The organism is Neptuniibacter sp. PT8_73 (assembly GCF_047778045.1).
Taxonomy (GTDB): domain Bacteria; phylum Pseudomonadota; class Gammaproteobacteria; order Pseudomonadales; family Balneatricaceae; genus Neptuniibacter.
In genome coordinates this window covers 46,322-58,745 of sequence record NZ_CP180545.1, presented here as the reverse complement: position 1 = coordinate 58,745, position 12,424 = coordinate 46,322, and the positions used below count along the sequence as shown (strand labels likewise).

Below are 12,424 nucleotides of genomic sequence, written 5' to 3'. Positions count from 1 at the left end.
AAGACCCTCTTTATTCCATAAATTTATGCGAAACCGTGTCCTAAACAGTAACAAAAAAACCGGTGGTATCTCACCTCCGGTTTTCAATAAAAAAATAAGCTCTGATTTACACGGCAAAAGAATTATTAACGGATAATCAGATCGGGCAACCAACGCTTAGTACGGTCGATTTCATCACGTTCACCCTCATTCATAGGCGGTACGTTAAGATCATCAGGCGGTGATGCCAGCACATTCAAATCTACGGCTTGCGCTTCACCTCGAATTTCATCACCTTCAACCTGCATGTGGTAGTAGATACCGTTCCAGAAGTTGGCGCCAAACTCCTCTTTTTTCTTGAACATGAACATCAAATCATGAGACAACCAGCTTAGATCAGCCTGCGTGACCCTATTGGGTTGTTTATAGGGGTAAGCTAGATGGCACCATAATTCCGGGCCTTCTAGACATTTCATCTCTTTCATTGAGAGAAAATAATCACGAAATTTAGCGTGATCCATGTGAAGCTCGTAGTGGCTGCCAGACTCATCTGGCTTAAAATGCACTGTCCCTACTACGATAGACTCACCTTTTTTATCCACTAACAAGATATCTTTTTTGCCGTCTAATGGTGCAGCATGCAAGCCCCCTGACATAAGCAAGAAACCGGCTGATAACGCCACTAATTCTTTCCGAACACGACCCAACATACTTACCTCCCCACCGGTAATGTTGATAAGCCTACGAATAATAGCTGTACGCATTTGATGCCAGTTTTACTCGGAGGTTCCTTTAAATCTCAGTTTATTCAGCACCTACTAATTAACCATGGTACTTGGGTACTGATTTAACCCACGTGTATTAACTATTTAATAAGTTTATTCGGGTTTATGCCAAAACATACTGGTGATTTTTTGTTCACAATTAAGTATGGATGAGGGTAGTATGCAAGAAAAGGTAATTCGTCCGACATAGCAACCAAGCCTATCCTATTGTTAGGTATGGGCTACACTTACTCAGGGTAAGTCACACCCTCTTAGTAGTAGCAGGAAGATGCGATGACCAACACTTTACTTTTCGCCGCTGAAGAATCGTCAGTTCCAGATAAAGGAATATCGCCTTGGAAAGTACTAATCGTAGATGATGAGGAGGGCGTGCATCGTGTGACTCGCCTCGTTCTAAAAAACGTTACCTTTGACAACCGCCCCATAGAATTACTCGAAGCTCAATCAGCCACAGAAGCCCGAGAACTCTGTGAAAAGCATGGTACCAATATTGCCCTTGCGTTAGTTGATGTTGTCATGGAAACCGATGACGCAGGCTTAAAGCTGGTGCGGACCATAAGAGATGAGTTTTCCAACCATATGACCCGTATTGTTCTGCGTACTGGCCAACCGGGACAAGCCCCAGAAGAACAAGTAATCCAAGAATACGATATCAATGACTACAAAGATAAAACCGAGTTAACAGGAACAAAGCTTAAAACTCTGATCTACTCTTCCCTTCGCTCTTATCGTGATATCAAAACCATTGATCGCCAACGTAAATCACTAGAAACCGTGATTCATGCCATAGGCCAGATCAATCAAGTAAATTCTCTCAGTAGATTAGCTTCAGCTATTCTCAACCAACTGATCTCATTACTAAATTTTGAGCCAGACTCTATCTATTGCTGCACACGCCGAATTTACAGAGATGCCACCCACTTTACAGTGCTTGCAGCCACTGGCGCGTTAGAACCTTTACTTCAAGAAACAGCGATAGAAGACAGCATTGAATCAGCGATGACTCAGTATCATGAGGATGAGTTACCCGAGGAATTACAGAAGGTTTTTAGCCAAGCATTAAGGGAGAAACGTTCAATTCATACCTATGATGGCTATATTGCTTACCATTCAGGTATCTCTGGCACCGAAAGCTTGCTTTATATCAAACACCACAATGATATTGATGAGCATGCAAAGCACCTTTTAGAAATATTTAGTGCTGATGTGATCGCGACCTACCACACCTTGCTACTCAAAGAAGAAATTCAAGATACTCAAGCAGAGCTGATCTACATTTTAGGGGAAGCGGTCGAAAGGAGATCGAAGGAAACTGGCGGGCATGTTAAGCGCGTCGCTGAAATATCAGCTTTGCTTGCAGAAGCTTATGGCACCAATCAGATGTTTGTAGAAAATATGCGTTTAGCCTCGCCTCTACATGACCTAGGTAAAATCGCTATTCCAGATGCAGTTCTGAACAAGCCAGGCAAACTCAACACTGATGAGTGGCAGGTAATGCAAACCCATGCAGAGATCGGCGAAACCATGCTAAGTCGCTCAGAAAGGCCTATATTTCAATTAGCTGCTCGCATTGCAGGCACACACCATGAGAAATGGGACGGCACAGGCTATCCGAGAGGTCTGTCTGGAGATGAAATTCCACTCTCGGGCAGAATCACTGCTGTTGCTGATGTTTTCGACGCACTCAATAGCAAACGCTGTTACAAAGAGGATTGGCCTTTAGAAGAAACTCTCGCCCTGCTTGAGGAGCAAAGCGGTAAACAGTTCGATCCTCAGTTGATTGCATTATTCCAAAAAAACTTGGATGCGATTTTGCAAATATGTGAACGCTTCCCTGATTAACGGATGCCACAGAAGCTATGTTTGAAACCTCACCAAAGAAAGTTTCATCCAAGATAATCTCAGGTCGACTGGGTAAGCGTTTTGCGGTTCTGATCATTGTATTTAGCTCATTTTTCACCCTTTTTAGCACCAGCTTGCAGCTTGCTCTGGACTACCATGCTGATATCAGCCGAATTGAGCAGCAATTCAACAATATACAAACGTCCTACCTACAAGCGATCACTCTAAGCGTGTGGTCTTTGGATGATTCTCAGATAGAAACCCAGTTGGTCGGACTTAGCCAACTTCCGGATATTGAATATGTTTCTATTTTGGTCGACGGTGAAACAAGCTGGGAGCAAGGCAAGCCTATTTCACGCGCAAATCGCACAATCGATCTACCCCTTGAATACAGTGCTCCAGGTATCAATACTCAAAATATTGGTCAACTTCGCGTAACCGCCAGTATAGATAATGTTTATAACCGTTTGATCAGCAAAGCGGGGGTAATCCTGATCAGTAACGGTATCAAAACGTTTTTGGTCGCAGGGTTTATTCTGCTTGTAGTTTGGCTGCATATTACTCGGCACCTACAAGCTATTTCGACCTACCTCCGTGATATGGACGTATTCACACTATCCAAGCCGCTATCGTTAAATAAGCGAAATCCGCCTGAAAAATATGATGAGATCGATACCGTTGCAATCAGCATTAATGAGATGAGAGATAGCATCTATAACTCCTACCAAGAGCTCAATGAAAACAAGCTTCATCTACAAAGCTTAGTAGAGCAAAGAGATGCCTTGCTCGAAACTGAGCGCGAGTATAAGGAGACATTGGAAGATAAAGTTAAAGAACGTACACAGCAGTTAGAAGATTCAATGACCGAACTTCGTTCCGCTCAAGATCTGCTGGTAGAAACCGAGAAAATGGCCGCTTTGGGAAATATGGTGGCAGGCGTAGCTCATGAGATTAATACACCCATAGGCGTATGCCGAACAGCAGCTAGCTTTCAAGGCGAACATAGTAAAGATATTCGAAAAAAACTCACTGAAGGCAAATTGACACAGTCAGACTTAACCGATTTCTTAGATGGTATAGATGAATCCAGTACGCTCTTTGAAGCGAATATAATTAAAGCCAGCAAACTAATCTCTAGCTTTAAATTGATCGCAACCGACCAGAGTTTCGATGCAAAACAGCAATTCAATCTCAAAACCTACCTTGAGTCATCGATTCAAACCATCTATCCACAGTACAAACATCAGAATGTAAACTTCCATTTAGATATGCCTGAAGATATAAACTTAAACAGCTATCCTGGCGCGCTTCATCATATCTTGAGTAATCTGATCAATAACTCGACCATACATGGGTTTGAAGGCAAAGAGGGTGGCAACATAAAAGTTCGCGCTTATGCAGATGAACAGAATGCCATGATGGAATACCACGATGATGGTCGTGGTCTGTCGTTAGAAGAGAGCAAAAAGCTTTTCGAGCCATTTTTCACCACTAAAAGAGGGAAAGGTGGCAGTGGTTTAGGCATGTCGATTGTGTTTAATATTGTCTCACAGCAATTAGGCGGAAGGATCGAACTAATTAATGCTGATCAGCCGGGCTTCCACATTCGCGTAACTATGCCTCTAGAAGCTAAGGAGCACAACGCTCCTGAACAGCTAGCTTAAGCCAAATAGGCACCATGTTAACTGAGTTCTTGCAGCAGATTAGAACTCCAGGTCACGGATTTGGTATAACAATCCGCCACGAAATGAAACTCTTCCCCTTTAGGTAACTGATCCCAGTCCGCCCTGATATAGGCTTCAGTTTGAGCAAGAAGTTTGCCCAAAGGGTTATTCCCACCTAGTACCGCCCGTTTCACCTCAACTTGAACAGGTAATTGTTCCAACAGTTCATGCAGAGGAATACCCAACACAGCATCTATCCCCGACAAGAGCCCGGTCATAAAAGCTGTGCCTGAGTCCACATGGTTATGCTTGGCAGTCATCAACTGGCACATCTTCGCTTTGATCAATAACAGTCCGATCAACTCATTCGGCACTTGTTTGTTGTGACAAAGTGCGAACAAAAGTACCCATTTCTTTAGTTCGGTTAAACCGATATTGATCACCGCTTCAGAAATACTAGAAATAGTGCGACGACCACCCAAAGCGGCAGAATTCACTAGTTTTAGTAGACTTGCGACGAGTTCTGGATCGCGTTGTAAGATCTGTTCAATGGAATCGACAGTCGCTTCAGGTCTGTTCACTTCCCCGATCAGTTGAAACATCACCAGTTCATTTCGTGCTAACTTCCGTCCACTCACCAACTGCGGTTCAGCAAAAAACCAGCCCATAAACAGATCAAACCCCGAGGCTTTACAACAGTTATATTGCTCAAAGCTAGCGACATTTTCTGCCAACAATTTGATACCCCGTTGCTGTTTGATCGTCTTCGCAAGGCCGACCAGCTCATCAGCACTATATTGTTGGCAATCTAGCCTGATGATGTGGGCGAACTGATGTAGAGCTACATCAAAGTCTGCAGGCATAGAGACACGGTAGCCTTTAACGGTCAGATCTCTCAAAATCTCTGCTAAGTTAGAGACAGACAAGGCCTCAGAGGTTAAATCAAGTACTAGTGATTCAACCGGTAAATCTGGGAATTGAGCATCGTACAACCAAGAAGCATCGACCTTAACCCAAGCAGGAAGGCACTTCACATGGCCATTATCTAGGAGATTACTGAACGCATTAACAACCACTTCCGCAGTATCAGAGCCGTGGTGCTCTGCATCACTGTGCTCGGAAGCAGAAACCAATTGGTAAGCATAAGTATTTAAATGCGCATCAAAAATCGGCTGCCTAGAAAAAAGTACCGGCTGATTCATCTCATCCCTTTATTCAAAACGTTACTTCCCCATTCTAATCCCATGCCAAAATAAGCTAAATACCCAAAGCTATTGATCCTAAGCAATAGCTTTTACAATTTCCCTACAATTAATAGCGAAAATGCCCTTAGAGCCTTGCGCTCTGCCATTTCTGAGCAAATACTAAACATTAGTTAATTCAATAAACCTTCAATCACCGTTTTAATTAGCGTCTTGAGGACAACATGAATGGATTCATCAAGGCGGGGATCGCCTTAGCCATCGTAGTCGTTGCTATCTTGTTCTTCGGTTACCAGTCATCTGACTCGCAAGTATTAACCAAAAAAGCACTACCTTCTGTACGCATTGCTGTTTCTACCACCCCTTTATCCGCGCCATTTTATATTGCGGATAAACAGGGTTTCTTTAAAGCAGAAGGTGTTAATGCCGAACTCATATCTTTAGCGGGAGGCACCAAGTGTTTTACCTCTCTACTCAACAAAGAGGTTGATCTCGCAACAATCTCCAACTCGGTCATTATGTTCAATGGTTTTAAGCATGATCACTTTACCGTACTCAGTAGCTTTGTAGAGTCCGATAACGACATTAAATTGATGAGTTTATCCGGCAGTGGCTTCAACAAAGCGCACGACTTAATAGGAACAACAGTTGGCATTGTTAAGGGCAGTGCCAGCGAATACTTTCTACATACATGGCTAACCCTATCAGGCGTTGATCCAAATAAAGTAATGACCAAAGCTTACAGCGTAGTCGACCTTCCTAAAGCATTAAGTTTAGGAGAGGTCTCAGCCATATCAGTTTGGGAACCTTTTGCATTCACCTCTGCATCCAATAGAAATAATCCAGCTCGCCCTCTAGATACCAAAGGGCTTTATAACCTCAGTTTTAATCTGGTTGGCTTAAAGGGTAATTCCCGAAACATAGAAATTGACCAGAAGGTTCTCGCAGCACTAAACAGAGCCGTGCACTACATTGCAGAACATCCTGAAAACTCTCAGATGATTCTCCGGGAAAAGCTGCAATTGAGTCAGGCCTTTATTGATTGGATCTGGCAGGACTATCTATTCAAGCTGTCATTAAATCAATCGCAAGTAAGCTCGATTGAACAACAAGCACGTTGGGCCATTGAATCGCAGTTAGTCATCAGTGAAACCGCTCCTGACTTTATCCAATTTTTTGATGCCTCTGCGCTACAAAAAATAGATCCACACGCATCTTCGTTGTAAGTCAGAGGACAAAACTCTAGTTATGACCATAAGAACTAGGCTGATTATCTTAACGCTTCTTACCGTCCTACTTTGCTTAAGTATGTTACTTGGTTTGGGCTGGATGGATGCACACAGAACAGACCTGTTTAAGCGTGTGGATGCTATTTCTCGCATCCAAGTTGAAACGAATGCCCTTCGTAGCCAATTTAGATTACATGAACGCTACAAAGATCTTGAATCTATTGAGCGTGGGTTCCGTATTCAAAGGCAGCTTCAGACCTATTTAGATGAGTTAGAACCTTTTGGGCCGGATGAGCAAACCTACATTCAAAGCTTACGCCATCAAAACGAGAGTATTAGTTCGCTTTACAAGCGCATGACCTACGTACACAGCACACCGAAGCTCTCCGTAAATAGGCTCAATAGCCACAATTATCTACTCGACCGCTTAGATACAACACTTCTGAGTATGAGTGAGGAAAGTTTTCGCTTAGAACACCGCGCTCTGACCAATGCACAGCAGTACATACAACAAAAAGCAGCAATTATTCAGTCCGTATTGATCAGCTTAGCCATCTTAATTGCAATCGCGACATTCCTCACTTTACGCCTCTTTCGCCGACGATTAGAACAGATCGAAACCGGAATACAGGAACTTGCGCAAGGCAATACAAGTTGCCGGATTGAAGCTGAGCTAAGCGATGAAATCGGGAATTTAGCGGCTCACTTTAACGAAATGACCGAACAGCTTGAACACAGCACCGTTTCTATCGATCAATTGCAGACTGAGGTATCTAAGCGCACATCAGAATTAGAAAAACAAAAGCACACCTTAAAACGTTTAGCGGAGCAGGATAGTCTTACCGGCCTTTCTAACCGTTCGTTATTTATGCGTAACTTAGACCTCACCATACAACGTTGTCGGGATCATCAAACCTTAGCCGCTATCTTTTTTATCGATCTGGATAAGTTCAAACAGATAAACGACTCCTTAGGCCACAGTACCGGGGACGCGGTTTTAGTTGAAATGGCTAATCGCTTTATTAAATCCCTACGTCGCTCCGATCTGTTAGCTCGTATTGGCGGGGATGAATTTACCGTTATTATTGACCAGCTTTATCAACAGGATGATGCAGCAGAGCTGGCCCGTAAATTAATCGCCAGTTTGGAAGCTCCTTATGAATATGATGGCCACACCTTATATCTAAACGCCAGTATTGGTATCAGCATCTATCCTAACGATGGTACTGAAGCTATTGAGTTGATGAAAAATGCCGATACTGCCATGTATCAAGCAAAAAAGGCTGGGGGAAACTGCTTCAATTTTTACAATAAAGGCATGAACCAGCATGCACTAACGTGGTTAGAGCTAGAAGGCGATCTTCGAGAGGCGTTAAAACATAAACAGTTATCCGTCTACTACCAACCTCAGTTTGATATCACCTCTCATCAACTGATGGGTGTCGAAGCTTTAGTCAGATGGCGTCATCCGAAACAAGGGTTAATCACACCGGATAAGTTTATTCCGTTAGCCGAAGAGAAAGGGCTAATTCAGCAGTTAGGAACTCAAGTGCTCGAACAAGCGTGCCAGCAGGTAAGAATCTGGTTAGATCAAGGCGCTGCAGATCTACTTCTAGCCGTTAATATTTCTGCAAAACAATTTGAACACCAGCAATTGCCACAACAGGTGCAAAGTGTTCTGAACAAGACAGACTTTCCACCTCAACTACTCGAGTTGGAAATTACCGAAAGCTGCGTACTAAATGATCCTGAAGAGGCAATTCAGCAGCTTAATCAACTGAAACGTCATGGTTTACGTTTAGCATTGGACGATTTCGGCACCGGATATTCGTCACTCTCCTATCTCAAACGTTTACCCCTAACCAAGTTAAAAATTGATAAGTCATTTGTTGATGGGTTAGATGAAAATTCTGATGATTATGCTATCTGCCAAGCGATTATCGCTCTGGGTAACAGCCTTAAGTTAACGGTCATTGCCGAAGGGGTCGAACAGCAAGATCAGATCGATATATTAAAAACAGAAGGCTGCAATCAGGTACAAGGTTATCTATTTGGAAAACCAATGACCGCTAACGAATTTGAAAAACGCTATTTGGGCTTAAACCAGAAAAACATGGTGGAAGAACATTAAGTAACATTGATTCAAATTTAACCGAATCAAAAAAATCACTTTTAGTGGTATTTGCTGTTGGGCCTAACCTAAAAGCCAAGTATTATCAGCGGGTTAGATCTTTCATTATCTCTAGGCTTTAGAGTAGTTTTGTAAATTATGACTAATAAAAAGCGCCAAATCACCGTTGCACCAGAAAAAGCCGTAGTTTTGATCGTCGATGACATGCAATCCATGCGCATGATCACTCGTACCACTCTTAAAGAGATGGGGTTTCGTAAGTTTGTAGAAAGCCCGAATGGCCAAGAAGCACTAAAGCGCTTAAAGCTGATGAATATTGATCTGGTGATATGTGACTGGGATATGCCAGAGATGAACGGTATGGAGTTACTGCGCCAAGTCCGCGCAGATCAACGTCTAGAGAAGGTCTCTTTTGTAATGCTGACCGCCCATGCCGAAACCGATTTAATCCATGAAAGCATTACGGTCGGGGTTGATGGTTATGTGGTCAAACCTTATCAACCCTCATCTCTGTGCGCGCGCATTAACGATCTACTAGAACACCCTGTAGATATCTCTTACGCTTAACGCAGACAGGTTTCCATATTATTCGCGAGCAGCTTTAGGAAACCTGTATACCCCTGTTCAGAAGTAATATCGATTGCCAACGGATCAAGCTTACCCAGTTTCACTGGCTGCTTAGCCACAATACGCTTGATAACCTTCGCTTCAAACTGCGGTTCAGTAAAGATACAACCGACTTGGTCATCCTTCAGCAAAGTTTGAATTGCTCGTAGTTTTTTCGCGCCCGGCGCACGCGCTGGATCAACCGTGAAGTAGCCACGCTGATTCATATCGTAATGCTCCACAAAAGGCGCAAAGGCATCATGGAATACGATAAAGCCGCGCTCTCTTAAAGGCGTTAGCTGGGTTTGAATTGCACGATCAGTAGCCAAAATATCTGCCGCAAATTGTTGGTAATTGCTGTTTAATTTCTCCGCCTGTGCTGGGTGTAACTTCACTAAGGCTTTTTTGATCTCTGCTGCAGCTTTCAGCATTTTGACCGGGTCCATCCAAACGTGAGGATCGACTGCATGGTTGTGATGATCATGTTCATCGTGATCGTGGTGGTCATGATGATCGTGATGTCCTTCACCTGAACCTTCCAAAAGTTGTACGGTTGGCACCTTGGAACGTTCTAATGTTTTGCTTAAAAACTGCTCCATATCAGGTCCAACCCAAACCGCTAGATCAGCAGTATGTAGCTTACGTAAATCAGAAGGCTTTAACGAGTAATGGTGCGGTGAGCTGCCCGCAGGGATCAAGGAATCAACCTCCCCTAATTCACCTACCACACCTTCAACAACTAGTTGTAATGGTTTAACACTCGCTACCACCTGAATCGGTTGATCAGCAGTCACTGTACTCGCAGCAAAAAGCGTTAAAAAAAGTAAGGTAATATTTTTCATCTTTCGCAATACATCTCTGAAGATTAAGGGTTACAATATAACACAAACTTATAGGGTAAGAATGCTATGGCACATACTGATCTAGCCTTTCATCCTGAACATGATCACCATGGATGTATTGAGCAAGCACTGGAAGATGCACGCTCGCTTTGTAATGAGCGTAACCTACGTTTTACGCCTATTCGCGAGCTGGTTTTAAAGACTATCTGGCAGAGCCACAAGCCGCTTGGTGCCTATGAGCTTCTACCCGAACTAGCCGCTGCTGGCTTTAATTCAGCACCGCCTACAGTTTATCGAGCGCTGGATTTTTTGCAGGAACAAGGCTTAGTTCACCGTATCGCTTTGTTGAATGCTTATATCGGCTGCCCACACCCAAGTGATCATCATGAAGGCTCCTTTCTGATCTGCCGTATATGCAATAACGCAGTAGAAATTGATACACGAAAGGTTAGCCAAGATATCCAGAAACAAGCAGATAGCTTAGGTTTTAAACCCGAGAAACAATCGATTGAAGTACTGGGTGTCTGCCCAAGCTGCCAACAGAGTGCAGCCTAGTGAGTCCTACGCTACATACACATGAGCCGCTGATCAAACTCGAAAATATCAACCTTTCCTTTGGTCAAAAGCACGTTTTACAAGATATTAACGCCGAGCTTCATCGTGGTTGTATCACTACACTGATCGGCCCGAATGGAGCGGGAAAGACAACCCTAGTCCGTGTTGTGCTCGGCCTACTAAAAGCTGATAGCGGCAGTTTGTGGCAGGAAGATGGCCTACGCATAGGTTACATGCCGCAGAAGTTACAGATCGATAATACGTTCCCTCTGACAGTTGATCGCTTCCTACGAACCACTCAGTGTAAAGACCCTGCAAAAATATTGGCAGCATTGAATGATGTTGGCGCTGAAAAATTACTTAAGCAGGCGGTACACAATCTGTCAGGCGGTGAAATGCAACGTGTTTTACTTGCCCGCGCCCTACTCCGTGATCCTCATCTGCTGGTGTTAGATGAACCTGTACAAGGGGTAGATATTAACGGCCAGTTAGAATTGTATAACTTGATTGCGCGCATCCGTGATGAACGTGGTTGTGGCGTGTTAATGGTCAGTCATGATCTTCATCTAGTGATGGCAGCAACAGATCATGTAGTTTGTATTAATCATCATGTTTGCTGTTCTGGTCACCCAGAACATGTCACCAATGACCCATCATTTACCGAGCTGTTTGGCATACAAGGTAGCGAGCAGTTAGCCGTTTATAGCCACCACCATAACCATCGCCACGATGATCATGGCGATGTTATTCCCGATCACGATTGTAAGGGCGGTTGTTAATGCCTGATTTTCTTTTATATGCGTTGCTAGGCGGCATTGGTGTAGCGGTTATTGCCGGCCCACTAGGTTCGTTTGTAGTGTGGCGTCGTATGGCATATTTTGGTGATACTTTAGCTCACTCAGCTCTGCTCGGGGTTTCTGTAGGCTTTATGCTGCAAGTAAACCTCAACCTAGCCGTAATCTTCTGTTGTGTCGCCCTCGCCCTTATTTTGGTCGCGATGCAAAGACAACGGATGGTAGCCACAGATACCCTGTTGGGGATTATGGCTCATAGCTCGCTCTCTTTAGGCTTAGTGGCCGTCTCTCTGCTAGAGATTCGGGTAGATCTGATGTCCTATCTGTTTGGTGATCTACTTGCTGTCGGCGTCGAAGATCTTTATTGGATCTACGGAGGTGGCCTCCTCGCGCTGGTACTATTAAAACTCCTCTGGCAACCACTCTTGGCGATCACCATCAATGAAGAGCTTGCTCATGTTGAAGGGGTAAATGTTGCCTGGACACGCCTAGCCTTGATGCTGTTGATCGCTGTCATAATCGCAGTAGCTATGAAGATTGTTGGCTTACTGCTAATAACGTCTCTACTAATTATTCCTGCAGCAGCCGCAAGACGCTTAGCCCAAAGCCCTGAGCAGATGGCAATTGGTGCCGCTGTCGTCGGTAGTTTGTCAGTAGGTGGTGGCTTAGGGCTATCATGGCATTTCGATACCCCTGCCGGTCCATCGGTTGTGGTGGTATCCCTACTGATTTTTGTTCTGCTTTACACGTTGCCTTTACGCCGAGCGATTTAGCTAGTGGTAACAGATGTGTTAA

The 12,424-nt window shown here is 43.9% G+C and carries 11 protein-coding genes; 8 read left to right on the top strand and 3 right to left on the bottom strand.

What is annotated here, in order from left to right:
* Positions 1-125: 125 nt before the first annotated feature.
* The gene (locus ACMXYN_RS00260) at positions 126-743 is read right to left on the bottom strand and encodes a hypothetical protein (RefSeq protein ID WP_415892969.1); all 618 of its coding nucleotides are present in this window, start codon (positions 741-743) and stop codon (positions 126-128) included.
* A 294-nt stretch (positions 744-1,037) separates the two neighbouring features.
* Between ACMXYN_RS00260 and ACMXYN_RS00255 the strand changes: the two genes are divergently transcribed.
* Together ACMXYN_RS00255 and ACMXYN_RS00250 are read left to right on the top strand one after the other, a co-directional pair.
* Positions 1,038-2,606 (top strand): HD domain-containing phosphohydrolase, encoded by a 1,569-nt coding sequence (locus tag ACMXYN_RS00255; protein WP_415892968.1) that lies wholly within the window; start codon positions 1,038-1,040, stop codon positions 2,604-2,606.
* A gap of 17 nt (positions 2,607-2,623) precedes the next feature.
* The gene (locus ACMXYN_RS00250; RefSeq protein WP_415892967.1) at positions 2,624-4,270 is read left to right on the top strand and encodes an ATP-binding protein; all 1,647 of its coding nucleotides are present in this window, start codon (positions 2,624-2,626) and stop codon (positions 4,268-4,270) included.
* Between the two features lie 17 nt (positions 4,271-4,287).
* On the opposite strand, the gene ACMXYN_RS00245 is transcribed toward ACMXYN_RS00250, so the two are convergent.
* Positions 4,288-5,472: an EAL and HDOD domain-containing protein gene (locus tag ACMXYN_RS00245; RefSeq protein WP_415892966.1), complete on the bottom strand. Its 1,185-nt coding sequence runs from the start codon at positions 5,470-5,472 to the stop codon at positions 4,288-4,290.
* A 224-nt stretch (positions 5,473-5,696) separates the two neighbouring features.
* Here ACMXYN_RS00245 and ACMXYN_RS00240 point away from each other — a divergent pair, with 224 nt between their 5' ends.
* The 3 genes from ACMXYN_RS00240 (at position 5,697) to ACMXYN_RS00230 (ending at position 9,399) form a co-directional block, all read left to right on the top strand.
* Positions 5,697-6,698: an ABC transporter substrate-binding protein gene (locus ACMXYN_RS00240; protein ID WP_415892965.1), complete on the top strand. Its 1,002-nt coding sequence runs from the start codon at positions 5,697-5,699 to the stop codon at positions 6,696-6,698.
* Between the two features lie 22 nt (positions 6,699-6,720).
* On the top strand, positions 6,721-8,832 hold the full coding sequence (locus ACMXYN_RS00235) for a putative bifunctional diguanylate cyclase/phosphodiesterase (protein ID WP_415892964.1): 2,112 nt from the start codon (positions 6,721-6,723) through the stop codon (positions 8,830-8,832).
* Positions 8,833-8,970: 138 nt separating this feature from the next.
* Positions 8,971-9,399, top strand: a complete 429-nt coding sequence (locus tag ACMXYN_RS00230) for a response regulator (RefSeq protein ID WP_415892963.1) — start codon at positions 8,971-8,973, stop codon at positions 9,397-9,399.
* On the opposite strand, the gene ACMXYN_RS00225 is transcribed toward ACMXYN_RS00230, so the two are convergent.
* A complete protein-coding gene (locus tag ACMXYN_RS00225) occupies positions 9,396-10,280 on the bottom strand; it encodes a zinc ABC transporter substrate-binding protein (protein WP_415892962.1) in 885 nt (294 codons plus the stop codon). The two genes, ACMXYN_RS00230 and ACMXYN_RS00225, sit on opposite strands and share 4 nt — an antisense overlap.
* A 66-nt stretch (positions 10,281-10,346) precedes the next feature.
* Here ACMXYN_RS00225 and ACMXYN_RS00220 point away from each other — a divergent pair, with 66 nt between their 5' ends.
* The 3 genes from ACMXYN_RS00220 to znuB are packed head-to-tail and all read left to right on the top strand — an operon-like array spanning position 10,347 to position 12,402.
* Positions 10,347-10,835 carry a Fur family transcriptional regulator gene (locus ACMXYN_RS00220; RefSeq protein WP_415892961.1) on the top strand — a complete coding sequence of 163 codons (489 nt, stop codon included), beginning with the start codon at positions 10,347-10,349 and terminating at the stop codon, positions 10,833-10,835.
* Positions 10,835-11,614 (top strand): zinc ABC transporter ATP-binding protein ZnuC, encoded by a 780-nt coding sequence (znuC, locus tag ACMXYN_RS00215; RefSeq protein ID WP_415892960.1) that lies wholly within the window; start codon positions 10,835-10,837, stop codon positions 11,612-11,614. Before ACMXYN_RS00220 ends, znuC begins: the two co-directional genes overlap by 1 nt.
* A complete protein-coding gene (gene znuB, locus ACMXYN_RS00210; protein ID WP_415892959.1) occupies positions 11,614-12,402 on the top strand; it encodes a zinc ABC transporter permease subunit ZnuB in 789 nt (262 codons plus the stop codon). The genes znuC and znuB overlap by 1 nt, the downstream gene beginning before the upstream one ends.
* Positions 12,403-12,424: the final 22 nt, after the last annotated feature.

What these genes read in the sequence shown, in the direction of transcription:
- ACMXYN_RS00260 (WP_415892969.1), bottom strand. Translation starts at nt 743, where the DNA reads ATGCGTACAGCTATTATTCGTAGGCTTATCAACATTACCGGTGGGGAG.
- ACMXYN_RS00255 (WP_415892968.1), top strand. Translation starts at nt 1,038, where the DNA reads ATGACCAACACTTTACTTTTCGCCGCTGAAGAATCGTCAGTTCCAGAT.
- ACMXYN_RS00250 (WP_415892967.1), top strand. Translation starts at nt 2,624, where the DNA reads ATGTTTGAAACCTCACCAAAGAAAGTTTCATCCAAGATAATCTCAGGT.
- ACMXYN_RS00245 (WP_415892966.1), bottom strand. Translation starts at nt 5,472, where the DNA reads ATGAATCAGCCGGTACTTTTTTCTAGGCAGCCGATTTTTGATGCGCAT.
- ACMXYN_RS00240 (WP_415892965.1), top strand. Translation starts at nt 5,697, where the DNA reads ATGAATGGATTCATCAAGGCGGGGATCGCCTTAGCCATCGTAGTCGTT.
- ACMXYN_RS00235 (WP_415892964.1), top strand. Translation starts at nt 6,721, where the DNA reads ATGACCATAAGAACTAGGCTGATTATCTTAACGCTTCTTACCGTCCTA.
- ACMXYN_RS00230 (WP_415892963.1), top strand. Translation starts at nt 8,971, where the DNA reads ATGACTAATAAAAAGCGCCAAATCACCGTTGCACCAGAAAAAGCCGTA.
- ACMXYN_RS00225 (WP_415892962.1), bottom strand. Translation starts at nt 10,280, where the DNA reads ATGAAAAATATTACCTTACTTTTTTTAACGCTTTTTGCTGCGAGTACA.
- ACMXYN_RS00220 (WP_415892961.1), top strand. Translation starts at nt 10,347, where the DNA reads ATGGCACATACTGATCTAGCCTTTCATCCTGAACATGATCACCATGGA.
- znuB (WP_415892959.1), top strand. Translation starts at nt 11,614, where the DNA reads ATGCCTGATTTTCTTTTATATGCGTTGCTAGGCGGCATTGGTGTAGCG.